Source organism: Burkholderia stagnalis (assembly GCF_902830275.1).
In the GTDB taxonomy this organism is placed as follows: domain Bacteria; phylum Pseudomonadota; class Gammaproteobacteria; order Burkholderiales; family Burkholderiaceae; genus Burkholderia; species Burkholderia stagnalis.
On the sequence record NZ_CADESW010000026.1, the window covers coordinates 20,416 to 44,542 of the forward strand.

At 62.3% G+C, this 24,127-nt stretch carries 19 protein-coding genes and 2 pseudogenes; 15 read left to right on the plus strand and 6 right to left on the minus strand.

The genetic code is table 11. The features are described from left to right. Positions 1-326: 326 nt before the first annotated feature. The gene (locus HWY45_RS31520; protein ID WP_059564395.1) at positions 327-758 is read right to left on the minus strand and encodes a MarR family winged helix-turn-helix transcriptional regulator; all 432 of its coding nucleotides are present in this window, start codon (positions 756-758) and stop codon (positions 327-329) included. Next, the gene (locus HWY45_RS31525) at positions 755-1,672 is read right to left on the minus strand and encodes an alpha/beta hydrolase family protein (RefSeq protein WP_059881175.1); all 918 of its coding nucleotides are present in this window, start codon (positions 1,670-1,672) and stop codon (positions 755-757) included. The genes HWY45_RS31520 and HWY45_RS31525 overlap by 4 nt, the downstream gene beginning before the upstream one ends. Before the next feature lie 239 nt (positions 1,673-1,911). Here HWY45_RS31525 and HWY45_RS31530 point away from each other — a divergent pair, with 239 nt between their 5' ends. After that, positions 1,912-2,874: an ABC transporter substrate-binding protein gene (locus tag HWY45_RS31530; RefSeq protein ID WP_059881173.1), complete on the plus strand. Its 963-nt coding sequence runs from the start codon at positions 1,912-1,914 to the stop codon at positions 2,872-2,874. A 54-nt stretch (positions 2,875-2,928) separates the two neighbouring features. Continuing rightward, complete coding sequence (locus HWY45_RS31535; RefSeq protein ID WP_059881171.1) at positions 2,929-4,023, plus strand: LLM class flavin-dependent oxidoreductase; 1,095 nt, start codon at positions 2,929-2,931, stop codon at positions 4,021-4,023. Positions 4,024-4,053: 30 nt separating this feature from the next. On the opposite strand, the pseudogene HWY45_RS37505 reads toward HWY45_RS31535, so the two are convergent. Continuing rightward, positions 4,054-4,134, minus strand: a pseudogene (locus HWY45_RS37505) (ABC transporter substrate-binding protein); the annotation flags it as partial. Between the two features lie 50 nt (positions 4,135-4,184). On the opposite strand from HWY45_RS37505, the pseudogene HWY45_RS37025 reads away from it, so the two are divergent. The 13 genes and pseudogenes from HWY45_RS37025 to tssJ all read left to right on the plus strand — a co-directional run. After that, positions 4,185-4,327: pseudogene (locus HWY45_RS37025) on the plus strand (LLM class flavin-dependent oxidoreductase); the annotation flags it as partial. A 236-nt stretch (positions 4,328-4,563) separates the two neighbouring features. After that, positions 4,564-6,915, plus strand: a complete 2,352-nt coding sequence (locus HWY45_RS31545; protein WP_175038316.1) for a type VI secretion system Vgr family protein — start codon at positions 4,564-4,566, stop codon at positions 6,913-6,915. Positions 6,916-6,920: 5 nt separating this feature from the next. Continuing rightward, a complete protein-coding gene (locus tag HWY45_RS31550; protein WP_059881167.1) occupies positions 6,921-9,161 on the plus strand; it encodes a M23 family metallopeptidase in 2,241 nt (746 codons plus the stop codon). Beyond that, positions 9,158-9,763: a hypothetical protein gene (locus tag HWY45_RS31555; RefSeq protein WP_150998701.1), complete on the plus strand. Its 606-nt coding sequence runs from the start codon at positions 9,158-9,160 to the stop codon at positions 9,761-9,763. Before HWY45_RS31550 ends, HWY45_RS31555 begins: the two co-directional genes overlap by 4 nt. A gap of 17 nt (positions 9,764-9,780) precedes the next feature. Further along, positions 9,781-10,269 (plus strand): hypothetical protein, encoded by a 489-nt coding sequence (locus HWY45_RS31560; RefSeq protein ID WP_150998704.1) that lies wholly within the window; start codon positions 9,781-9,783, stop codon positions 10,267-10,269. Between the two features lie 97 nt (positions 10,270-10,366). Further along, on the plus strand, positions 10,367-10,963 hold the full coding sequence (locus HWY45_RS31565) for a hypothetical protein (RefSeq protein WP_150998707.1): 597 nt from the start codon (positions 10,367-10,369) through the stop codon (positions 10,961-10,963). Positions 10,964-11,104: 141 nt separating this feature from the next. Continuing rightward, positions 11,105-11,737, plus strand: coding sequence for a hypothetical protein (locus HWY45_RS31570; protein ID WP_414143463.1), 633 nt, complete (start codon positions 11,105-11,107; stop codon positions 11,735-11,737). 115 nt (positions 11,738-11,852) lie between these two features. Further along, a complete protein-coding gene (locus HWY45_RS31575; protein ID WP_150998710.1) occupies positions 11,853-12,317 on the plus strand; it encodes a hypothetical protein in 465 nt (154 codons plus the stop codon). A 31-nt stretch (positions 12,318-12,348) separates the two neighbouring features. After that, positions 12,349-12,609: a PAAR domain-containing protein gene (locus HWY45_RS31580; protein ID WP_059881201.1), complete on the plus strand. Its 261-nt coding sequence runs from the start codon at positions 12,349-12,351 to the stop codon at positions 12,607-12,609. Further along, positions 12,561-13,937, plus strand: coding sequence for a hypothetical protein (locus HWY45_RS31585; RefSeq protein WP_230946891.1), 1,377 nt, complete (start codon positions 12,561-12,563; stop codon positions 13,935-13,937). Before HWY45_RS31580 ends, HWY45_RS31585 begins: the two co-directional genes overlap by 49 nt. Beyond that, positions 13,903-17,460, plus strand: a complete 3,558-nt coding sequence (locus tag HWY45_RS31590) for an ImcF-related family protein (protein ID WP_059881158.1) — start codon at positions 13,903-13,905, stop codon at positions 17,458-17,460. Before HWY45_RS31585 ends, HWY45_RS31590 begins: the two co-directional genes overlap by 35 nt. Continuing rightward, positions 17,457-19,310, plus strand: coding sequence for a type VI secretion system baseplate subunit TssF (gene tssF / locus HWY45_RS31595; protein WP_081069735.1), 1,854 nt, complete (start codon positions 17,457-17,459; stop codon positions 19,308-19,310). Before HWY45_RS31590 ends, tssF begins: the two co-directional genes overlap by 4 nt. A gap of 20 nt (positions 19,311-19,330) precedes the next feature. Then, positions 19,331-19,837, plus strand: coding sequence for a type VI secretion system lipoprotein TssJ (tssJ, locus tag HWY45_RS31600; RefSeq protein WP_059881154.1), 507 nt, complete (start codon positions 19,331-19,333; stop codon positions 19,835-19,837). A gap of 113 nt (positions 19,838-19,950) precedes the next feature. On the opposite strand, the gene HWY45_RS31605 is transcribed toward tssJ, so the two are convergent. Genes HWY45_RS31605 through HWY45_RS31615 form a run of 3 tightly spaced genes read right to left on the minus strand, consistent with a single transcriptional unit; the run spans position 19,951 to position 24,126 of the window. Beyond that, a complete protein-coding gene (locus HWY45_RS31605; protein ID WP_059805111.1) occupies positions 19,951-20,883 on the minus strand; it encodes an ABC transporter substrate-binding protein in 933 nt (310 codons plus the stop codon). Between the two features lie 58 nt (positions 20,884-20,941). Continuing rightward, positions 20,942-22,726 (minus strand): amino acid ABC transporter permease/ATP-binding protein, encoded by a 1,785-nt coding sequence (locus tag HWY45_RS37220; protein ID WP_081069734.1) that lies wholly within the window; start codon positions 22,724-22,726, stop codon positions 20,942-20,944. 47 nt (positions 22,727-22,773) lie between these two features. Continuing rightward, a complete protein-coding gene (locus HWY45_RS31615; RefSeq protein WP_059881152.1) occupies positions 22,774-24,126 on the minus strand; it encodes an LLM class flavin-dependent oxidoreductase in 1,353 nt (450 codons plus the stop codon). Position 24,127: the final 1 nt, after the last annotated feature.

A 24,127-nucleotide genomic window follows, 5' to 3' on the forward strand; every position in this document is an offset into this window, starting at 1 on the left:
CAAGACTTCCTTGCTTTGTTTCTCGTTGCCGTGCATGTCCCGCGCGTCATGGCCGTCGCGCGCGGGTACCCCCAAGTCTCTTGGATACGACGAATGCATCGAAGTGGATTGCAATGTAGGCGAACAAAACCGCGCGCAGCAGGCAGTTTTTTGTAACGGTGTGTAGCCGGCAAGCGTTGCCGGATCGCGCGAGCGCAACCAGAAAAATTTGCGGCGCGCGGGCTAGGAACGGCGTGATATCGCAGCCGCAAAGCCGAATCGAAGTGCGAATGGAAATCGCTTTGTATTGCGTTGCACCGGCCGCGCCGGCTGGCGCGCGCCGGCGTTCAGCGCTCCACAGGAAAGCGCGCCTGCATCGTGCCGAGCCAGCGCGCGACCACATCGAGCTCGTCGTCCGAGAACCCGTCGCACAGCTTGCCGTTCAGTTCGCGCAACAGCACGCGCGCCTGCTTCAGCGCCGCGTGGCCGTCGTCAGTGAGGAACAGGCGGGTCGCGCGGCCGTCGTCCGAATCGTGATGGCGCGTGAGCAGGCCCGCCTTCGCCATGCGATCGGCGAGGCCCGTCATCGCGGACGGCGCGATCTGCAGCGCCGCGCCGACTTCGCCGACGAGCGCGCCGTCGTGCTTCGCGAGATGAAAGAGCACGCCGGCCTGCGCGGCGCTTGCGCGCGCATCGGTCTCGGCCCGGCGGTCGACCCAGCGCTGCACGCGCCGCTGCGCGAGGTTCAACAGGAAAAACAGTCGTCGTTCGTCGCTCAAGCTCGGTTTCCGGATGCGGTGGTGGAAGAGAGGCGGCCCGTGTCGCGCGGCCCGTCGAGCGCCTGAGAAAGCCAGTCCGCGACGCCCGGCCACAGCACCGCGCCGGGCCGGCTGCGGAAGAAGCCCATGTGCCCGACCGGCCCGCTGCCGGCGGCGCGCGGATCGATCTGGCGGCGTTCGACGGCCGCCTGCGTCAGGTAGCTTACCAGCAGGTCGATCGCGACCGGGTTCGCCCACGGGTCGTCGTCGAAGCCGAGCGCGAGGATCGGCAGCCGCTGTTGCGCGAACCGCTCGGCCGCGCCGAGCGTCGGGTCGTCGAAGAAATAGCGCGGCAGCGTGGTCCAGCCGCTCCATTCGCGGAACACGCCGGCCGGCATATCCTCGCCGAGGCCGAGCCGCTTGCCGGGCACGTAGCCGAGCAGCGCCGACATCAGCGGGCCGAACACGCGCAGGATCAGCCGCACCTTCAGGCGCTCGGCCGCCCGCGCGATCAGCCGCGTGCTGCCCGCGTGCGACGCGACCATCACCGCCGCGCGCAGGTGGCGCGACCCGGCGCTCAGGCCGATCGCATGGCCGCCGACGCTGTGCCCGACCGCGAGCAGCGGCACGCTGCCGAACGCCTGTCGCCCCCACGCGGTGGCGGCCTCGACGTCGAGGTCGACCCAATCGCGCATGCGGGCGCGCAGCCGCGCCATCCGGGCCGGACGCGATGCGTCGATGCCGCGATAGTTGTAGGTCAGCGCCGCGAAGCCGCGCTCGGTCAGGTAGCACGCGAAGCCGGCATACAGCCGCTCCGGCACCGCCGTCGCCGGATGGATCAGCACCAGCGCCCGCGGCGCGGCGTCCGGCGACCACAGCGTGCCGTGCAGCGCATAGCCGTCGGCGGCGGAAAACTGAATGGGTTGGGATGGCATCGCGGCCCTCGTTCCGGGTGTTGTTTCGCATGCGAAATATAGTGCGCGGTGTATTTCGTGTGCGAAATATCTGTCGAGGAAGGATTCGAATGCGCGGGCCGGCGGCCTCGCGGCGCGGCACCCGGGTCATAAAATTTCCGCATCTTTACTTAGCAGAATATTGCGTTTGTCTTATGAAGTTCGGCGACGTATCGTCTCCGGTCCTGAACCCCATTCGACCACCTATCCGGGAGATCACGTTGCTGAGCCGAATCGTCACGGCGCTCGTGCTGGCGCTTGCCGCGCAGCCGGGCATCGCCAAAGACACCGTTACGCTGCGCGTCGGTGAACAGAACTACTTCAACATCCAGGCTTCGATGGAAGCGTCCGGCGTGCTGGAGGGCCTGCCTTACACGATCGAGTGGAAGCACTTCCAGGCGGCCGCGCCGGTCGCCGAGAGCCTGAACGGCAATGCGATCGACGTCGGCTTCCTCGGCGATTCCCCGCTGCTCACGCTCGCCGCGCGCGGCGCGCCGGTGAAGGTCGTCGCGGTGTCGCGGCAGAACCTCGACGGCGTCGCGATCCTCGTGCCGAAGAATTCGCCGGTGCGCACGGTCGCCGACCTGAGCGGCAAGACGATCGCCGTGTGGCGCGGCGCGTGGAGCCAGCAGCTCGTGCTGCGCGCGCTCGAACGCGCGGGCCTGCGCGCCGACGCCGTGAAGTACGCCTACCTGATGCCGATCGACGCGACCAACGCGCTCGCGAACGGCTCGGTGGACGCGGTGTCGCTGTGGGAGCCGTTCGTCAGCACGCTCGCACTGCGCCAGGGCGCACGGCCGATCGCCACCGCGCAGGGGCTGATGCCCGCGCTCAGCTTCGTCGCGGCGAACGAGCAGGCGGCCACCGGCAAGCGCGCGGAGATCAGCGATTTCCTGCGCCGCGTGGTGGCCGCGCGCCAATGGGTCGACAGCCATCCGCGCGAATACGCCGACCTGTGGGCGAAGCGCGCGAAGCTCGAGCCGGACGTCGCGTACCGCTGGCTCAACGACGCGCACCAGCGCGTCGGCCCGGTCGACGACGCGGCCGCGAAGGACGCGCAGAACACCGCCGATTTCCTGCACAAGGCCGGCGTGATCCCGGCCCCGTACGACACCGCGAAGCTGCTCGACCGCTCGTATGCCGGCGCGTTCGCCGCGCCCGCGCAGAAGGCCGCCGCGCGATGAACGCGCGCAACGTCAGCCGCGCGCCTATTCCGTTTTCCTGAAGGACATCCCGACATGCCAGTCGACATCATCGGCATGATCACCGCGACGCCCGGCGCGGAGGTCGACGTGCCCGGCGGCGCCGCCGTGCAGCCCGATTACGTGCGCCGCTTCGCGCACGCGCACGAAGCCGCGGGCTTCGACCAGATCCTGGTCGGCCATTTCAGCAACGCGGCGGACGGCTTCATCGTCAGTTCGTTCGCGGCCGCCGCAACCGAGCGGATCCGCATCCTGCTCGCGCACCGGCCGGGCGTGATCGCGCCATCGGCCGCCGCCCGGCAGATCGCGACGCTCGACGTGTTCAGCGGCGGGCGGCTGTCGCTCAACATCGTGTCGGGCGGCGACGATGCGGACCTGCGGCGCGACGGCGATTTCGTGCCGCACGACGCGCGCTATCGGCGCACCGCCGAATACCTCGACGTGCTGAAGCGGATCTGGCTCGCCGACGCGCCCGTCGATCACGACGGCCCGTTCTACCGGCTGTGCGGCGCGTCGCCGCTCGTGAAGGGCGTCCAGCGGCCGCACGTGCCGATCTATTTCGGCGGGTCGTCGCCGGCCGCGCTGGCGGTGGCCGGGCAGCATGCGGACGTGTACATGACGTGGGGCGAACCGCTCGCGTCGATCCGCGAGCAGGTCGAACGGGTGCGCGCCGTCGCCGCGCTGCACGGGCGTGCGCCGCGCATCAGCGTGTCGTTCCGGCCGATCGTCGCGGATACGGAGGCCGCCGCGTGGGCGAAGGCCGACGCGATCCGCGAGCGCGTGCGTGCGGCGCGGGTCGCGAACGGCCAGCCGATCGCGGGCCACGCGCCGCAGAACGCCGGATCGCAGCGGCTGATGGCCGCGGCCGCGCAGGGCGACGTGCTCGACGAGCGGCTGTGGATGGGCGTCGCGAACCTGACCGGCGCGCGCTGGAATTCGACCGCGCTGGTCGGCACGCCCGAGCAGGTCGCCCGCGCGCTCGGCGCGTATTACCGGCTCGGCGTGACGACGTTCCTGATTCGCGGCTTCGATCCGCTCGACGATGCGCGCGCGTATGGCGACGCGCTGATTCCGGCGATCCACGCGCATATCGCCGAGCTTGACCGGCAGGGCGCGGCGATCCCCGCATAAACCAAGCGGGCGCGGCGATGCGCCCGCCCGTCAAAACGCCGGCAACCCCGGCGGATTCGTCTCCGCGCGCGCCACGGCCTCGCTCTGCAGGCCCCAGCGCGCGAGCGCCTCTGTCGCGGCGGTGGCGAGCGCGGCCATCATGAACAGGCGTCGGTCGATCTTATGTGCGGCGCTTCGCGCAGGCGCACGAGGCCGCGGGCTTCGACCAGATCATGGTCTCGGCCATTTCAGCAACGCGGCCCACGGCTTCATCGTCAGTGTGTTCTCGGCCGCCGCGACCGAGCGAATCCGCTCTCCGCTCGCCCCCTTGGATTTCATGCGCTTTATCGGGATAAAGCGATCTAGCGCGTCGAAATTTTCAGTAAATCTAAATTAGATATAGGAGTGCAAACAACTGTGAATTTATGATTATCTCGTATTTTTCTCGTGGACTTTGTTCTGAAGTTTTGCTTAACTCGCTCCGGTCTGACGGCATCGTGCCCGCGGATTTTCGGCGGGCAAGCACGCCGGCGTTTGCAAACTCTTCATGCAATGACAGCCATGCGAACCATCCACGATGTGCTCAAACACCCGAGCGCAGTCGTCACCCAGCCTCTCCGCCTGGAGATCGCGACGCTGGATACGCCGATCTCCGTTTTCTCGTTCGTATTGAGCGAGGAAATGAATACGCCATTTCTCGCGGACATTACCGTTACGTCGAAGGACAAACAAATCGACGGCGCGGCGGTAGTCGGTCGGCCGGCGATTTTTACGATCGAGGAGTGCGCATCGGTGCCGTCGACGCCGGGCCTGATTGACCCGGTTCAGCATGCGGCGCGTACCGTGCACGGTGTGGTGACGCAGTGGACACGAATCAGGGCGTCTCGCGACGAGGCGACGTACCAACTGCACCTGAAGCCGCGTTTGTCACTGCTTGGAGAAGTGCACGATTCGGCCGTATTTCTTGATCGATCGTTCCGCGAACTGCTGACTGAGACAATTGTCGATCGCAATCTGTTCCAATCCTTCGATGTCGAGTTCGAGCTGGAAGGGCTCGACGGGAAGTTCGAACAAACCGTGATGTACGAAGAGACGGTTGCGAATTTCATCAATCGGCATTGTCGCCGAGCCGGCGTTTACTACTACTTCAAGCAGGCGAAAAAAGAAGACGGCCCGCAGCGCGACACGCTGGTGTTCAGCAATACGCCGCGCGGCTATATGCGGGCACTCGAAGTGCCGTTGCTGCCGCATTCGGGGCTGGTGAGCTGGCACGAGGCCATCCTGACGCTGGAAACGACGCGCACGTTGGTGCCGCAGGTCGTACGCGAATGGGATCACAATTATCGCGTGCCCGACGATCCGCTGCAGGTCGAGTCAGTCGTGGCCCACGACGACCGTTCCGTGTATGGCAGCGTGAACCGCAGCATCGAGCACTTCCATACAGTCGAAGAGGGGCAGGCGCTGGCCGACGCGCGGCGTGACGAACTGATCGCGCGGCAGACGCAGTTCAAGGGCACGAGCAATGTGATCGGCATGACGCCCGGCATGGTGGTGCGGCTCACCAACGACGTCATGCCCGAGGCGCCGCACGGGATCGTGATCACGAAGCTCGTCACGACCGGCAGTCGCAGCCAGTCGGTGACCAACCAGTTCGACGCGATTCCCGCGCACCAAACCTATCGGCCGGAATATGTGCCGGAAAAGCACTGGCGCTGGATCAGCGGCATGCTGATCGGTGTAATCGAGTCCGGTGACGATCAGCCGTACGCATGGGTGGACGAATACGGCCACTATCGTGTGAGGCTCCTGTTCACGCGGCACAGTGGCAAGCGCGGCACGAACAGCATGCCGATGCGGTTGCTGCGCACGTCGGCGTCGTACCAGGGTGGTTTGCACATCCCTTTGCTGCCGCGGTCGGAGGTGCGCGTCGTCGCGACTCAAGGAAATTGCGACCGCTTACTGATCGCTGGCGCCGTCCATGACTATGCGCGGCGGGATCTCGTGCATGGCAAGGAGGGCTGGTACAGCCGCGCCGTGTTCCGTTCGCCGCTGCTCGGCAACAAACTGCGCTTCGAGGATCTAAAAAACCACGAGGGCGCGCGTCTGGCGACGGTATTCGGCAAGACGTCGCTCAACATGGGCTATCTGGTCGACAGCGAGAAGAACAAGCGCGGCGAGGGTTTCGAGGTGACGACGCTGCATTGGGGCACGGTGTGCGCGACGAAGGGGCTGTTCTTCTCCGCCGATCCGATCTCGAATCCGAATGCGCCGCACCTCGATATGCCGGCCGCTATTGCGCAGCTCAAGGCTGCATTGCAGCGCGTAACGGACCTTGCCGCAGCGACAACGCAGGCGAAGGCCGACCCTGCGGACCGCGCGACGCAGGCGGCGCTGCTCGATGGCCTGAATCAGCTTCGCGACGCGGGGCTGCTTGCGAGCGCTCCCGGCGGCATGGCGTTCGTGACGCCGAAGTCGGTGCAGCACTCGGCGGGCGAGAACGTGATCGTCTCCGCGGGTCAGGATATGGACGTGAGCATCGTGAAGCGGCTACGCATCGTGGCAGGCGACTTGATTTCGGTATGTGCGCACAAGCTCGGCATCAAGATTTTCTCGAAAGGGAAAGTCGAGTTGCAGGCACAGGGTGCTCCCATGGACATCTTTTCCGACCAGCAATTGCATGTGTCGAGCGCCGACGCGAATGTGCTCGTGAGCGCCAAGACCAGGGCGATGGTGGTTAGCAGCGGCGCTTCCATGACCATCGAGAACGGCAGCGTTGTCTTCAATTGTCCGGGCGAATTCCGCATCAAAGCAGCCTCGTTTACGTTCGAAGGGCCCGGCCATACATCTGTCGAGCTGCCACAACTGCCGGTAAGCGACTACCAGCCGAACGCCAGATACAGCCACACCCATTAACGATCATGATTATCAGCCCTCCATTTCTGCCCGATGTCGGCCTCGTGCCCCCGACCGGGGCGAACCCCGATCCGATGATGGACGCGGTGGACAAGTTCGAATGCGCGCATGGCATCTACCCGATCGCCTTCGATCGCCGCTGGCATTGTGGCGTGCATCTTCAGCCGAATACCAAGGGCAAGGTGTACGCGATCGCCGACGGTGAGGTCGTTGCGTATCGGGTGTGTCAGCATGGGGTTGACGACGGCACGAGCCATACGGGCTTTGTGTTGCTCAAGCACACGACCGAGACCGGAGAAGGCCGCACGCTGACGTTCTATTCGCTCTACATGCATCTGCTGCCGCTGGTGGAATACCAGCAGCACGGAGCGGATGCCAAAGAGTTACCCTACGAGTTCCTGCGCAAGCCGACTGGCCCGGTGAGCAAAGGGCAGGTCACGCCCGCTGTCTCGGGGGAGGGTAAGAAGGTCCGGCGCAAGGACGTGCTGGGATGGCGTGGGTGGTATGGGGGGATGCCTCATTTGCACTTCGAAATCTTCATGTTGCCGGAAGATTTCGACGCTTATTTCGGACATACGCAATTAGGGAACAGCACACCCACGCCTCCTACGGGAACGGACTGGTGGGGGCATGCGTACTTCGTCATTCCAGCAGGCAGCACGTTTCGCCGGCTGCCTGAGAAGGCCGATGCTGGCAACAAGTTACACGGCATCGAATTTAAGCCTGGTCAAGAGGGCTCGAACACCCTGCCGTTGCTTGTCGAAACCTACTTCAACCGCGGCTCGAAATACACCAATGTGTGGAGTGTTGCGCAAGACGGCACTCGCACGTTGCTCACGCCGCAGCTCGTCGAGGAAAAGGACTATGAATACGATCTGTACAAGCGTGCCACCGCGCTTTATTCGTCATGTCCAAGCGACGGCTACGAATTGCTTCGGTTTGGGCGCATCCTGTCCCCTGAAAAAAAGTTGGCTGCCGATGCATGCGTGACGTGGATGCGGATCAACTGGGCGGCAGGCAAGTTCGGCTACATCGATATCAACGACTCAAACATCCACAAGTTCTCCGACGCGGACTTCCTGTCTTCAATGGGCTGGCAGAAAATCAGTGAGGGCAACACGCCGTTCGGCAGCGATGGAATGTGCGATGTCGATGCGTTGAAGAAAATACTGAACGATGCCGCCCCACACGAAGTGCCAGCGGTGAAAGGGGAAACACCGGAAAAGCACAAGACGAACGTACTCTCGGCTTATGTGAAGGGTAACGATCAGGTGCGCCAGCAATTGCGCGGCCTGGTGTGTCAGGCGCCCAGCGAGTGGGACAGTACGCACAACGAGGAACGCTATGCGCGACTGCTCGATGAGGACGGCTTTTACCACGGCAACGACAAGGGCTACAACGATTTCATGAAGCATCTGAAGGAAGTTCAGTTTTGGAACAAAACGGGACTTCCGGCGGGGCAGAAGCTCTGGTTCTTCCATCCGCTCGCATTCATCCGGCATTTCAGGAGGTGCGGATGGCTATCGTCATCCGAACTGTCGGGTATCTACCCAGATAGGCTCTACAACCATCGAGAAACACCAGACCCAAGCACCAAGAGAGAGCTGTATCGGATATCGCTCAATCAAGGGATGCGAAAGTATCTGGTAAATACGCCAACAAGAATGACGCATTTTCTTGGCCAAGGGGCCGTGGAATCATTCATGCTGGCTCGCATGATGGAAGCGTCCGTCACTCACTTTTCCGCTAGTCTTCAGCCTGAGGGAGACGGTTACTACAACAACAAAGATGACCGCTATTTCGATTATCTTGAAGGGCGGCTTGGGAACGTCGATGCTGGCGACGGTATTAAATTTCGCGGTCGGGGTATGAAGCAGCTTACGGCGCGAGCGAACTATGCAAGCTATTGGGTATACCGCGGCTGGCTCAATCCGTCAACATTTGATGATGCTTGGTGGGAGAAGAAAACACGCCATCGACCAATTATTAACAATCCACAACAGATTGGCACCATTCCATTCAATGCAATTGATGCGGGTGGCTGGTATTGGACGGCAGGCGCGGCAAGCAATAACTATGTTACGATCAACTCCATCATTCGAGAGTCAGATGTCTCGTACCAAAGTGTTTTTGATGTGTCTCGCGCCATCAATGGGATAAATAGAAAAACAAAGAAGCCGAATGGGTTGGATGATCGAATTAAGCATACCCAGAGAATTGAAAAAATTCTGATGGATGTTAAATGAAAAATAAAATTTTCGCTGCATTTCTATTCGCAATTGGCTTGCATTGTATGGCGCAACCATCATGCGCAAAGAATGTTGTATTGGATAATGGGATTGCCATTGATTTGCCGACTTATAAGAACAAGCAGGTCAATTCTGATGGTTCCGTATGCGTAGACGTGAGCCGCGCGAATGTGATTGCTACCATATGTTTTTATGCCAAATCCAATGATGAAATTGTTCGCGACAATGGTTTTATTAGATATAAAAACCTTTCTCCGGAGGGGGTGAAAAAAGTGCCATTATTGCCCGATGATGCTTTTTTGTATGCGGAGGGGGGGTATAGTTTCGTGTATCCAGCGAATAAGAAGAGAATTGGCGACTTCATTGCGTATGAGGCGAGTAATGTGCTTTGTAAAGACGATTCGGATGCTGGAGAGCACCCGGCGATCTGTTATGCTGCCGCACTGGTTCCGGTAAAAAACCCCAATACAAATCCGATGTTCTTCGTCTCCGCCATTATTGAGCAACCACCTACACCTGGCGGAAAAATTAGCAAAAATGGTGCAAGCAGGGTGAGGGCGATTAATTCGATTATTAAATCTATAAAAATTTATCGATGACTGCAAGGCTAAAATTTTTGAGCGGCTTATGGAAGGAAATCCCATTTGTCTTGCTTTTGATTGCTTATTGTGGCTTTGCGAGGGCAGAGATAGTAACGTCTTGTGATGGGAGGTATGTGGCAAAAATTGGAGATCGCCACGAAATGGTTGTATTGCGCAGAGGGCAGCGTGTTGCGACGATGAAAGTCGATCACCATATCGATGGCGGAGTATTTAGTCTAGATGATTCCGCGTTGGTTGTATTTGGGCTTCCTTTCAGAGTTGATCCTCGCTCCCCTCAAGTTGCGCACCTTTCTATATATTTTATCGGGAAAAATATTCGTCTCGTAGAGAAGGAGATGTATCGGGGTGGGGTATATGATGCCGCATTTAGAAAGGATCGCAAATCGATCGTCGTCAATAGTCAATTTGAAGTTGATGTGATAGATGTCGAGAGAAGGCAAGTTCATACGTTTGATGCCGCGCATGTTCCGAAGTTTGAGCTTCAAAAGTGCGAGGAAAAATAATTTACTATGGTGGAGGCAGGGTTTTAATAATACTTTGCACGAACTCAATGACGAGGTTGCGTCAAATCCTGAATTAAATCAGGTGAGGCGAGTGATTATGAGGAAGATTATTTTCCTTGTGTTAAGTGTCGTTGGCTTCTTTGCATGGGCCGGCGTGGCGAAAAGTGAGCCGGTTGAACGGGATTCGGTGGCCGATTGTCATTTATCGTTTTTATCTCCCAGTGGACTTGAGTATATAGAGTTGGAAGGTGCTATAGTTTTTGGAAAAGATGAGTGTTATTTGCCATTTAAATACACTGGCGCAGTGAGAAGTAAAATGCCAGGGCGCATCCCGTCCATGCCTGAAGATTGGCGGGCAATGACAGATTTTTCTCTGACCGTAGAGGGCATTCCATTTCGGGAGAGTTTAAATAAAATAGAGTCGAATGAAGGTGAGGGGAGAGGGTTATTTAAGCTGGTTGCAAAGGAGCATACGCTGCTGCCGGGCGGTGATCTATACGTTCTTAAATATGTTGCTGTGACGCCTACGGCAAGTATGGTTAAGCTAAGGGAGACGAGAAGGTTGATACTCGTTGCTGGAAATAATTTCCGATCAGTTTCTTATTATCTGTATTCCGGTGGAAAACCGTCTGCGATGGAGGCGAAGCGGGAGAAGGCTATGCGGGATTTATTTGCGTCTTTTCATTTTGATTGATTTTTTGTGGTGCTGATTTGTGTGTTCCGAGGACATGAATGATTGTGGCGCGGAAAATCCCTGAAAATTTGATTGATTGGACGAAATTTTCGGTCCAGACTTTAACGTGGATTTATTGTTGTGCGTAGCCGACGATTCTTTGTGTTGAGCATTTCGCTGATGTTGCTCATTCTGCCCCTTGTGTCGCGAGCTTATGCGGCCGATGTTCCTGTTGCTATTCAGGTCGCGATAAAGGCTCGTGCCGATGATGCTCATAAATTGCAACCGCCGATTATTGATGCGGGGCCTGCAATGCAGGGGGTGTATATTTATTTTGTCGAGAATACATCTGATGTTCCTGGGTATGCCAAAGATAGTCGGCCCTATATGCTTGATGCGCACCTCTTGTTTGCCGATGGAAATCATGCTTGGCACGATGTGTTATTTGATCGTTATGTAAAAGATGACGGGGTTCCGGAGGTTTCCACTGTTTTTTTTGTGAATGCGGATCACGATCAAAAAAGCAAGGAGATTGTTGTTTTGGTGCGAACTCCGCTCAATCATTATGATTATGGTGGTGAGTATTTCGATGGATATGTTTACAAATTGACTGGTGATCCTCAGGCGGGAGTTGTCTTTGTGGGCCTGCAAAGCGATGCGAGTGCGCCTTTCTTGGATCAATGCGAGTGTGGTTTTCGTGATGGGCGCACGACGCATGCGCGGTATAAAGATGCTGATTCGATTCGAAAGGCGCTTAAGAGGAAATATCCTATCGTCGCAAGGAAAGGTGAGTAATTGATTGCCTTTCATGAATCTGGGCGGCGGAGTTGATGTTGCCGAATCGGTATCGATTAAGCCTCTTCATCCAAAAAATCAATTTTTGGCAAACATGGTTAGCGCGGAGTGATCTATGAGGGTCATTGCGGTTTGGGTGGCTACAACGGTTTTCTCGATATCGTTTCAAGCATATGCCGCTGATATTTCAAAGACATTTGTTCCGTCGCCGGGTGCTGTGGCTGTGGTGCAGATTAAAGGTTCGAATTTGATTTGGAAGTTGTCGGGAAAGGATGGGGTGAGGCAGGGCGGGGTAAACCTCGACACGGTAAAAAAACCGAATATCGAGATTGATAGTTATGATTTTAGTGGGCGACTTGGTTTTCGGGTGTCGCATATAGATGATGGAATGGGGACGTATGAAATCGATAGAATCTTCACTTTTTCTCCATCATCAAACAAGTTTATGGAAAGGTTTCCGTCGTGTGGGGATGAATTTGTTAACGTCAGAGTAGATAAGAAAAGGCGTTACTTGGTCAGCACTTATTGGAATAATAATATCCCTAAAAGGTGTATTACCAGGTTGCCATTTTCAAGATGACGGGTTATTTGATTTAATCGGTGATATGAATATGAAATCTCCCATCCGCAAAGGCGACAAACTCGAACACGGCGGCGAAGTCACCAGCGGCTCGCAGTGGGCGACATTCATGGGCAGGCCGCTTGCCCGCAAGGGCGACTATGCGACTTGCAACCTGCATGGAGCGACCGTCATAGACGAGGGTGCCGACAAGTTTCCCGATCGCGACCGCAAGCTGTTTGCGCTGGACGGCCATCGCTGCGCATGTGGCTGTCGGTTGATCTCATCGCTGCCGAACGTTCACTTCGCGTAATGCCCGTCGATCTTTCTCCGGCGGGACGCCCGAGCGCCTATCCGCACCGTCCACGCTTCTGGCCGTGGTGGTTCTGCGGTTGGCTGGCCTGCGCGGCGGCCGGGGCGGCCATTGCCTTGCTGTTGTGGCCCAAGGGTGAACGTGCGGGCGGCGCATGGTTCTGGTTCTGTGTCGTCGGTATCCCGAACGGAATTTTCGGGCTGCTCTTCACGATCGAGCGCGCACGCTATGAGGCCATGTGGTATCGCGCATACCACCGCAACATCCATCGAGACCGTTGGCTGGCGGAGCGCATCCATGTCGCGCAGCAGCCGCTAAGGGTGCTGGGCATCGGTTACTGCCTGCCCTTGAACGACCAGACACTTGCACAGGCGATCAATGCTGGCGTGCGCCTGCCGCGGCAGCAGCAGCCTCGTTCAGGCGCGGGTGTCATCGAGCATTGCCGCTTTGACGACCCGCCGGAGACATTCGATGAACCCGACATGGCCGATCCGGCTGAAGAGAGCGAAGCAGCCGCCGTAGCGGATGCGGCTCCAAAGCGACCCGTTACTCAGCTTACGTTAAGGATTGCCGAAGCGCTCGAACCGCTCACCGCGAGCCTGAGTGCGCTTACGCACTATGAAGCCACCTATTGGCCCAAGGTGCGCGTGCTGGCCGAACCCGGCGAGGAAGCCTTGCGCGAAAAAGAGGTACGCGACGCGCTGCAATTGGCCGGGCTGCCTCCCCTTACCGTCCTGACGGTACCGGCTTCGCACGGATTGCTGGTGGCCGATGCATGGCTCGACGCACGCGAGGCATGCCCGCTGCTCGTGATCGCAACGGCATGGCATGACGATCAGCCTCCCACCGGCAGCACGGAGGGATGTGTCGCGATGCTGCTCGATGCCGGCTTCTACCGGCTACCCGACAGTGTGCCCGTGATGGCAACCCTGCATCGGCCCGTTGAGGGCAAGGCCGACGAGATCGAGTACGGTTTCGCGAATGCGGTGATATGGGGCAGGGCCGATTTTGCCGCCGTGACGCGCGCATGGGTGACGCGCGACGTCAAACGTTGCAATCAAGGGTTGCGAAACGCGAACCTGGATGCGCTTGCGAGCAGCGACGCCCAATGCGACCTCGCCTACATCGTGGGCGATTTTGGCAGCGCCAGCGGCTGGCTGTCTGTCGCGGCCGCCAGCGAATGTGGTGCGGCGGGCGCGCCGCAGCTGATCATCGATGGCGTGCAGTCCGCCATTATTCACGTTCTTCCCGGTATACACGGGAAGGAGCCTTCGTTGCCTGAACACGCTCAGCATGACCGATCCGAAACTGAATTTGCGACCGCTTGACTCGGCCCCCGCAGTGGAGCCTGCGCCCTCTGGACGTGCCGCCCTCTGGGGTGTGGTGGTCGCGGCCCTGATCGTCGCCGCGCTGGCGATTGGCCTCGTGTGGGGCCGGGGCGACCTGTTCGATCTCGCGCCCGGTGCGGCGCGTATGCGGGTGGTGATCGTTATCGTCGTTGCCCTGATTGTTTTCGTCGCCATTCACCTCTGCTTGTTTTTCGTCGGCGCATACGCCGTGGCTGGACAGATGTTCCGCAGGGAGACCGGCAACACGACGAAGGCGCAGAAGCCGCTGACACGCGACGCCCGTCTGCAACGCATGGTCGAGGAGCTACGTGTCTCGCAAGGCTGGCGTTGGCGATACCGATCGCCGTGGCTGCTGCTGAGCGGGACGGACGCGTTGATCGATACAGTCGCGCCGGGTCTCAAGCGCGCGGGTGTGATGTCAGTCGGCAACGCAATCCTCGTGCACGTGGCGCCGGACGGCATCGAGGCGAGCGTGTGGCGCCGCCAAATCCGGAAGCTGCGGCCCCGGCGGCCGGTCGACAGCGTGGTGCAGGTCACGCACGTGGATGAGCACGATACCGAGCTGCCGCGTGTGCTCGCCGCAATCGCGAACGAACTCGGATGGGCCGCGCCGGTTACCCTCCTGCATGCGGTGCCCGCGCAGGGCGGGAGCGCCGAGACGTTCGAGGCGATTGGCGCATTCCAGGGAGTCGCGTACAAAGGAGCGCCCGCAGCCGCCGCGTTACACGACCAGCTTGCGGCCATCGAGCATGAGACGGCGGACGCGGGGGTGCGGCTTTGCACCTCTCCGGCGCGCCTCACCTATCTCGCCGAAATCTCGCAATACATCGGGAAGCAACGCGAACACATCGTCACGGGCTGGCAAGCGCTACTTGCGTCGCACTGGCTGCGAGCACCGCTGGCGGGGGTGATGTTCGCGCCCGTGTTTGCGACGACGGTGACCATGCCGACGCCTGCTCCGATCACCGGGGACGGGAACGCGGCGCCAAACGCAGCGACTGTTACGAACGGACCAGTTGAGTTCCCCCCGCAACCCGCCGCGTTGTTGCCGACGTGGTTCGAAGTCGCCACTCGGCAAGGCCATGGTCGGCGCATGGGGTTCTATTGGCCGGACGCACTGGCGATGTGCGCGACCCTTGCCTCGATAGCATGGTGCGTATGGATGACCGCGTCGTTCATCGGCAATCAACCACTCATGCGCGAGGCGCGGGCGACGGCGAACGCTGCCGTCGACGCCCGGCCACAGACGGCAGCCGCTTGGCGCGCCCAGCTCGCGCTACAGCAGTTGATGGAAAAGCTCGAATACCGGCAGCAGCACGGTGCACCGTGGTACCTGCGCGCGGGCCTGTCGCGCAATGACGATATCCTCGACGGTCTCTGGCAACCGTACCGAATCGCGGCGACCCGTAACTTGCAGATACCTATTGTGCAAACGATCGGCGGGCTGCTGAATGCCGCAGGCCAGGCGCGTGCCGACAGCCTTCAATCGCAGGAGACGCGCGGCAGCACCTACAACGCGCTCAAGACTTACCTGATGCTCGGCGACCCGTCGCGCGCCGATCCGGCGTTTCTGAAACGCCTGCTCATCGCCTTGTGGCCGCGACCCGTCGAAATGCCGCTCGGCGAGCGTGACGATACGGGCCGGCGACTTGCGGCGTTCTATGCCGATCACCTGAAAGCACACCCCGAATGGCGGATTCCGACGGACGACCGCGTCGTGACCTCGACCCGTAACATGCTGGTCACCCAAATGGGACTCGCATCGGCCGACGACACGGTGTACCGAAGTATCCTCGACGACGTTAAAAGCAAATACGCCGACGCGTCGCTCGAAACTCTCTTGAACGGTGCCGATGCCCACGGGATGTTCACGGCGTCGCAGACCGTACCGGGAATCTATACGCGCGCGGCATGGGACGGGATGATCGCTGCGGCGATCGACAAGGCATCTCGCGAGGGCCGGGTGGGCAGTGACTGGGTGTTGACCGGTTCGCAGGCGTCGCAGACGATCGGCATTACGTTCGCGCAGGGCAAGATCCGAACCAAGTCGATCGTCGACGAGAAGCGCGCGGCCGAGGAACTGAAGCAGCGTCTGACGGCGCGCTATTTTGGCGAGTACGCGGCGGCGTGGCAACGCATGCTCAACAGCATGCAGTGGCAACCGGCGTCCAATCTCAATGGGGCGGTCGAACAGCTTTCTCGACTCGTGGATGCACAGACCTCGCCGTTGCTCGCACTGATGAAATCCGTGCAATTTCAGGCGCAAGCGGGGCGGCCGTCGCAGGCGCTGACCGACACGCTGGTGCGCAAGGCGCAAGACCTGATCGGTGCGGACGAGCAGGCGGGGGCGGCCGTCGTCAACCCGCTCGACAAGCCGTTTGGTCCGCTCCTCGTGCTGATGGGCGATACGGGCGCATCGCCGACAGCCGAAAACGGGAAGAGCGGCGCGCCGGCCAACATCGCACTGAACGGCGTGAGCCTGTCGCGCTACCTGACGGCGGTCACGACGATGCGGCTGAAGTTGCAGCAGATCTCCGGCAGTCCCGATGCGCAGGCGATGGCGCGCTCGCTTGCGCAGGCAGTGTTCCAAGGAAAATTGTCGGAGTTGTCGCAGGCGCGCGATGACGCGGCGCTGACGGCCGCCAGCCTGGGTACGGCGTGGGCGGGTTTCGGCGATGCGGTGCTTGCGCGGCCGCTTGAGGCCGCATGGCAGACGATCCTGCAACCGGCCGCAGCGAGCCTGAACGACGCATGGCGAGCAAGCGTTGCCGCACCATTCAACGCGGCGATGAGCAGCCGTTATCCGTTCGTTGATACGCAGGCCGACGCGTCTTTCGCTGAGCTCGGCCGATATGTGCGGCCCGACACCGGATTGATTTCGCGTTTCATCACGACACAACTGGCCGGCGTGATGAGGCTGGAAGGCGATCACTGGACGCCGAACGAGCTTGCGCCGCAGGCGCTGCAGTTCGATCCGAAATTCCTGACAGGCGTCCGGCAGTTGTCGACGGTTGGCGCGCAGCTCTACCTGCAGGGCGACGCGGGGGAGAAATTCGAAATGATGGCGCTGCCGACGCCGAACGTGACGCGCTCGGAACTGTCGGTCGACGGCAAACAGATCGTTTATTTCAATCAGCAGGAGCGTTGGACGTCGCTGGCGTGGCCGGGCAATGGCCTGAACGGACACGCGGGGCTTACATGGCAGACGCTCGACGCGGGCCTGCGGCAGGCGTTCGATTCGACCGGCGATTGGGCGTTCCTGCGTCTGCTGAGCAGGGCTGACGTCAAGCAGCTCGACAGCACGCGCTATCAGCTTACGTGGAACACCGGGAACGGGGAGCCGCTTTCGTACGTGCTGCGCACACAGGTCGGTGCAGGGCCGCTCGACCTGCTGAAGCTACGCGGGTTCCGGATGCCCGATCGCATTTTCGTCGTCGGCAAGGCAGGCGTCACGTCTGCTATGCCGCTCCTGCCGCCGCTGCCACCGGAGCTCCAGCCATGAGTGAAGACGCGAACAAACCATCAATGCCGGAAGGAAGTGGCCTCGGGGCGCAGGACGATCCGTATTTGCGCTATTTTGATGCGGAGATGCGCTACCTGCGCGAGGCCGGGCGGGAATTCGCGGAGTCCCAGCCGCAAGGCGCCCGCCGCGTGGGAATGACGATGATGCTGGGCGCGCGCCACGACAGTGTCGAGCAGACCTATGAAGGGTTTGCTTTCCTCACGAGCCGGCTGCGAATGAAGCTCGACGACGCGCTACCGGAAATCACCGATCCACTGATCGATCACATGTGGCCACATGCAGGCCGTACGATTCCATCGCTGGCGATCCTGGAGTGCATGCCGCGCGCTGGCGAGGCGCGGGTTCTCGATACGTTGCCGCCAGGGTTGCAGGTACGTTCGACACCCGTCGGACCGGACGGGACGATATGTGTCTATCGGACCACCCAGGCGGTACGCCTGCTACCGCTCAATGTGCGTGAAGCAGGCGTGCACGTGCGCGAGGACGGCCGCACGGTGATCCGGCTCGCGTTTGACCTGCTGCACCGCGAACAGCGGTTGCTGGACGACCTGTCGCGTATCCGGCTTTACCTACACGGCGACCGGCCGACTGCCTCGGCGCTGTACGCGGTTTTCACGCGACAGGTCGAGTCGATCGGCGTGCGCATGTCGCGCGTGCTCGACGGCCAGCTGCAACCCAAGCCTGGGATGACTTTTGCGGCTGCGGGCTTCGGCTCGCAGACACGACTGTGGCCGGTCGATCACGACGCGCGCGACGCCGATTTCGACCGCGAACAAACGATGCTCGAGTATTTCGCATTCCCCGAGAAGTTCCACTTCGTCGACTTGTGTGGTTTCGACGCGGCAAGCGTGCCACCGGGTGAGACACGTCTCGAATTCGAAATCGTGATTCGAGATCGGGTACCCGGCGATGTGACGGTGGGCCCCGACAATATCCGCTTGTTCTGTACGCCGGTGATCAACCTGTTCGAACTGGATGCGCAGGCAATTCGACCCAACGCACATGATCGCGACTATCCGGTCCTCGCACCCGCATCAGCTGGCGAGCATGTCGAGCCCTACGACGCGCTGTCGGTCTTGGTGACCGATCCACGGACCGCGACACAATCGGCGTACCGGTCCATCAAGGAATTCCGGCACCGCGGCGGGATGATGCGACACGAGTCGCCGGATCGCCATTACCACGCGTCGATCCGGCAAGGCGTGACAGGACAACGCGAGATGTATGTCACGTTAGGGGGGCACCTATGGGATGAGCCGGGCAGCGTGCCGGACGGGCACGTAACGGTGCGGGTGCTGGCGAACAACGGGCGATTGCCGCGCATGGCGCTGCGCGATTCGATGATTACGGTAACCACGTCTGCATTTAATGGCGTCGAACGCGTGCGCAATATTACTGCCCCGACGATGCCGCTGTATCCCCCACGCGGCGGCGACTACGACTGGCAGGTGATCTCTCACTTCAATTCGGCAGGCGCGACCGAGTTGAACATGATGGACGCGAACGTGCTGCGCGGTGCGTTGTCGTTGTACGACTGGACGCGGCAGGACGACAACCGCAGACGTATCGAGGCGATTCATTACGTCTGGCTCGACGAGGAAACGGAACGGGTAGGAGCGCGCGTCGACCGCATCGCGAATGTGAACGTCGGTATCGAGCCATCGGGTTTTGCAGGACCCGGCGACATCGCGTTATTCGGTGACGTGTTGAGCCGCTTCATCGGCCGCTACGCGTGTTTCCATTTTTCGGTGCGTCTCGTGATGTATGAGGGCGTGGGTGGCCCTATCCGACGCTATCCGCGTACGGACAGGACGGGGGACTGGTTGTGATACCGCAATCGAATCGTTTGATGCTGGGAATTCGGCAGGCTGTCGTAAGCGCGACAACGATCGCATTGCTGGCCGGCTGTGGTATGTGGCAGTCGGTAAAGGAAACGGCAGTCGATGCTACGCGCGCGGTGATTATCGCGAAGGTCAAGCGACTGAATCTGGTGATCGAGAGTCGCGCGGCACTCAACCCGAACGAACAAGGGCAGTCGTTACCGGTCGTAATGCGCGTTTACCAGTTGAAGGACGCGAAGGCTTTCGAGCAGGCGGACTACGCGCAATTGCTCGCCGACGACCGCGCGCAGTTGAAGGCGGACCTGCTCTCCAGCATGGAAGCAACGCTCGGACCCGGCGCAACGATCAAGCTGTCGACACCGATGGCGGATGACGCGCGGGCAGTGGGCGTCGTGGCCTTCTTCCGGGAGCAGTCCAATGCCGAATGGCATGTGCTGATCCCGAAGTCGCAGTGGAAGAAAACCGATCCCGTCACGCTTGTCGTGACCGGTAACCGGATGGAACTGGTGCAATGACCGAGACGCTGTACCGGGCGCTTGATCGCTCGCAGTTTCGATCTGCTCGATGACGCGCCCGCGTGTTCTCCCGCGTCATGCGTGATGCAGCCGTTCAGCCTGGCCCGTAGCACTCAAAACGCCGGCAACCCCGGCGGATTCGTCTCCGCGCGCGCCACGGCCTCGCTCTGCAGGCCCCAGCGCGCGAGCGCCTGCCCATAACGGCCGTTCGCGATCAGCGTGTTGGTCGCGAGCGTCAGCGCGTCGGCCAGGCCGCTGCCCTTGCGTGTCGCGATCGCGACGTCCGCGTTCGCCGGCCAGCCCGCGTTGACGAGGCCGACACGCCGCAGCCGGCCGTCGCGCGCCGCGTCGTACGCGAGCTGCGCGTTCGGGTTCAGCACCGCATCGGCGCGCCCCGACAGCAGCGCGATGCGCGCGGCCGCGTCGTCGTCGAAATACTGCAGCTCGGTCGCCTTGAGCCCCTGCGCGACGTTGCGCCGGCTCCATTCGAGCAGGATCCGCTCCTGGCTCGTGCCCGCGCCCGTGATGATGCGCAGCCCGGCCACGTCCTTCGGCTCGGCGATCTTCGCGATCGGGCTCGCGGTGCGCACGTAGAAGCCGTGCAGCCCGAGCCGGTAGGTCGTGAAATCGTATTTTTCCTTGCGCTTTTCGGTCACGCCGACGTTGGAGATCACCGCGTCGTACTTGCCCGAGCTCAGGCCCAGCGGCCAGTCGGCCCACGCGACCGGCACCAGCACGAGCGTGCGGCCGAGCGCGTCGGCCACCAGCTGCGCATAGTCGGGATCGGCGCCCACCACGGTGCGCGCGTCGGTCGCGTAGGTCGAGAGCGGCGGTGCATGCGGCGCAATCGCCACCGTGAACGCGCCGTCGCGCACCCAGCGGTAGCCGCTCGCCGCGCGGATCGCTTCCGCATCGCGCGGCGCGCGCACGCGGCCCGCCTGGCGCGGGTCGAGATCCGCTATCGCGGCGGTGGCAAGCGCCGTGCGCAGCGGCAGGCCGGTGGCCGCGGCGAGGGCGGCCGTCATGAACAGGCGTCGGTCGATCATCGGTGCGAGTCTCGCGTATCGGTCGCGTATCGGGTTCGGCGGGGCAGGCGGGCGGGCGTCAAAGCACCCGCGACAGGAATTCGCGCGTGCGCGGATGCGCCGGCGCGTCGAGCACGATCGCCGGCGGCCCCGCCTCGACGATGCGGCCGCGCTCCATGAACAGCACGTTGTCCGCGACTTCGCGCGCGAAGCCGATCTCGTGCGTGACGATCACGAGCGTCGTGCCGGAGCGGGCCAGCTCCTTGATCACGTCGAGCACTTCGTTGACGAGCTCCGGGTCGAGCGCGGAGGTCGGCTCGTCGAACAGCAGCACCTTCGGCCGCAGCGCGAGCGCCCGCGCGATCGCGACGCGCTGCTGCTGGCCGCCGGACAACTGGCGCGGATACGCGTCGGCCTTGTCGGCGAGCCCGACGCGCGCGAGCAGCGCGCGCGCGCTGCGCTCGGCGGCCGCGCGGGTCACGCCGCCGACGGCGACCGGCGCCTCGACGAGGTTCTCGAGCACGGTCAGGTGCGGGAACAGGTTGAAGTTCTGGAACACCATGCCGACGTCGATGCGGCGCTTCAGCACGTCGCGCTCCTTCAGCTCGTAGAGCGTGTCGCCGTCGCGGCGGTAGCCGACCAGTTCGCCGTCGATGTCGATGAAGCCGTCGTCGACGCGCTCCAGATGGTTGATCGCACGCAGCAGCGTCGACTTGCCCGAGCCCGACGGCCCGACGATCACCGTCACGCTGCCGCGCGGCGCGACGAACGACACGCGGTCGAGCACGCGCTGCGTGCCGAACTGCTTCGACACCGCGTGCACGGCGATCTCGCCGCCAGCACGCGGCGCGGGCGTGTCGTCGCCGGCCGCCACGGCCGCCGCAGCCGAGGCCGTGCGGCGAACCCCGGCACGCCGCCAGGCCGCCCGCAGCCGTTCCAGCACGAAGGTGACGGCGGACGGCGGCGGATTGCGCAGCGCGCCGCGCGCGTAGTGCCGCTCGATCTGCACCTGGATCGCCGACAGCACGGTGAGGATGATCAGATACCAGACGGTTGCGACCATCAGCAGCGGAATCACCTCGAGATTGCGCCGGTAGATCACCTGCACCGTATAGAACAGCTCGGGCATTGCGAGCACGTACACCATCGACGTGCCTTTCGCGAGCATGATCAGGTCGTTGAACGCGGTCGGCAGGATCGCGCGCATTGCCTGCGGCAGCACGATGCGCGTCGTCTGGTGCGCGCGCGGCAGGCCGAGCGCCGCCGCGGCCTCGAGCTGGCCCTGGTCGACCGCGAGGATGCCGCCGCGAATCACCTCGGCGGAAAACGCCGCATGGTGCAGCGACAGGCCGAGCACCGCCGCGAGGAACGGGCTGATCAGGTCGGTTGTCGCGATGTCGACGAACGTGATGCCGGTCAGCGGCACGCCGAGCCGCACGTGCTCGTACAGGTAGCCGAGATTGTTCAGGATCAGCAGCAGCACGATCAGCGGGATCGAGCGGAACAGCCAGATGAACGCCCACGCGCTCGCCGCCAGCAGCCGCGAGCGCGACAGCCGCGCCAGCGCGACGAACCCGCCGAGCACGAGGCCGAACACCGCGCCGAGCGCCGTCAGCAGCAGCGTGCGGGCCAGCCCCGACAGCACCGGCGGCGCGAAGAACCATTCCGCGAACACCGGCCAGCCCCATTGCGGATTGCCGAGCAGCGAATAGGCCACGAGCCCGATCAGCACGACCGCGAGCGCGGTGCCGGCCGTGCTCGCGCGATGCCGCGCGGGCACGACCCGCAAGCGTGAGCCGGCATCGCGCGCGGCGGCGGGAGAAAGCGGCGGCAGCGCGCCGTGGAGGTGGGTGGTGTCGCTCATGTCGTTGCGGTTCCTCGAGTCGGTCGGTAGCGCCGGCGGGCCGGGCGTCAGGCCTGCGCGGTTTCGGCCGGCGTTTCGCGCGGCGCGGCGGCCGTCGCATGGCGGCTCGCCTTGCGCGGCAGGCCGAGGTGATCGCGCAGCGTGTGCCCCGGCAGCTCGCGGCTGTAGCGGCCGCGCGCCTCCAGCACCGGCAGCACGAGCTCGAAGAAATCGTCGACGCCCTGCGCCTGCACCGCGAAACCGAGGATGAAACCGTCGGCCGCGCCCGCGTCGATCCAGCGGATCAGCTCGTCGGCGACGTGCTCGGGGGTGCCGATGAAATTCGGCCGCGGCGTCGCGACCGCGAGCGCGGTATCGCGCAGCGTCCAGCCGTGCCGCTTCGCATCGGCCTTGATCCGGTCGGTGACCGAGCGGAAGCTGTTGCGGCCGACCTCGCCGAGCTCGGGGAACGGCGCATCGAGCGGGTATTGCGTGAAGTCGTGGTGATCGAAGAAGCGGCCGAGGAACGCGAGCGCCTCGTCGATCGTCAGCAGGTCGCGAATCGCCTGGTACTTCTCCTCGGCTTCGGCGGCGGTGCGCCCGACGATCGGCCCGATGCCCGGGAACACCTTCACGTCGTCGGCGCGGCGGCCGTGCTCGACCGCGCTCTGCTTCACGCGCTGCGTGAACGCGCGCGTGTCGTCGAGCGACGGCGAATGCGTGAACACCGCGTCCGCGTACTTGCCCGCGAGCCCGATCCCCGCATCGGACGAGCCGGCCTGGAAGATCACCGGCTGCCCCTGCGGCGAGCGCTGGATGTTCAGCGGCCCCGCGACCTGGAAGAAGCGGCCGTTGTGATCGAGCGTATGGAGCCGGTCGCGCGCGAAGAACTGGCCGCTGGCACGGTCGCGGATGAACGCGTCGTCGTCCCAGCTGTCCCACAGCCCCTGCACGACGCTCAGGTATTCGTCGGCGATCTCGTAGCGCAGCTCGTGGTCCGGATGCACCTTGCCGAAGTTCTTCGCGGTGCCTTCGAGCGGCGTCGTCACGACGTTCCAGCCCGCGCGGCCGCCGCTGATCACGTCGAGCGACGCGAGCTGGCGCGCGACCGTGAACGGCTCGCTATACGACGTCGAGATCGTGCCGGCCAGGCCGATCTTGCGCGTCGCGGCCGCGAGCGCGGACAGCACCGTGATCGGCTCGAAGCGGTTCAGGAAGTGCGGAATCGACTTCTCGTTGATGTACAGGCCGTCCGCGACGAACGCGAACGCGATGCCGTGGGCCTCGGCCTTGCGCGCGATGCCGGTGACGAAGTCGAGGTTGATGCTGGCGTCCGGCGGGTTGCTCGGGTGGCGCCACGCGTTCATGTGGCTGCCGGCGCCTTGCAGCATCAGGCCGAAGGGGATGGATCGTCGGGTCATG

Bases quoted from the DNA above. Each gene is read 5' to 3' on its own strand.
- HWY45_RS31525 (WP_059881175.1), bottom strand. From the start codon at position 1,672: ATGCCATCCCAACCCATTCAGTTTTCCGCCGCCGACGGCTATGCGCTG.
- HWY45_RS31535 (WP_059881171.1), top strand. From the start codon at position 2,929: ATGCCAGTCGACATCATCGGCATGATCACCGCGACGCCCGGCGCGGAG.
- HWY45_RS31545 (WP_175038316.1), top strand. From the start codon at position 4,564: ATGCGAACCATCCACGATGTGCTCAAACACCCGAGCGCAGTCGTCACC.
- HWY45_RS31550 (WP_059881167.1), top strand. From the start codon at position 6,921: ATGATTATCAGCCCTCCATTTCTGCCCGATGTCGGCCTCGTGCCCCCG.
- HWY45_RS31555 (WP_150998701.1), top strand. From the start codon at position 9,158: ATGAAAAATAAAATTTTCGCTGCATTTCTATTCGCAATTGGCTTGCAT.
- HWY45_RS31565 (WP_150998707.1), top strand. From the start codon at position 10,367: ATGAGGAAGATTATTTTCCTTGTGTTAAGTGTCGTTGGCTTCTTTGCA.
- HWY45_RS31575 (WP_150998710.1), top strand. From the start codon at position 11,853: ATGAGGGTCATTGCGGTTTGGGTGGCTACAACGGTTTTCTCGATATCG.
- HWY45_RS31580 (WP_059881201.1), top strand. From the start codon at position 12,349: ATGAAATCTCCCATCCGCAAAGGCGACAAACTCGAACACGGCGGCGAA.
- HWY45_RS31585 (WP_230946891.1), top strand. From the start codon at position 12,561: ATGTGGCTGTCGGTTGATCTCATCGCTGCCGAACGTTCACTTCGCGTA.
- HWY45_RS31590 (WP_059881158.1), top strand. From the start codon at position 13,903: ATGACCGATCCGAAACTGAATTTGCGACCGCTTGACTCGGCCCCCGCA.
- tssF (WP_081069735.1), top strand. From the start codon at position 17,457: ATGAGTGAAGACGCGAACAAACCATCAATGCCGGAAGGAAGTGGCCTC.
- tssJ (WP_059881154.1), top strand. From the start codon at position 19,331: ATGCTGGGAATTCGGCAGGCTGTCGTAAGCGCGACAACGATCGCATTG.
- HWY45_RS31605 (WP_059805111.1), bottom strand. From the start codon at position 20,883: ATGATCGACCGACGCCTGTTCATGACGGCCGCCCTCGCCGCGGCCACC.
- HWY45_RS37220 (WP_081069734.1), bottom strand. From the start codon at position 22,726: ATGAGCGACACCACCCACCTCCACGGCGCGCTGCCGCCGCTTTCTCCC.
- HWY45_RS31615 (WP_059881152.1), bottom strand. From the start codon at position 24,126: ATGACCCGACGATCCATCCCCTTCGGCCTGATGCTGCAAGGCGCCGGC.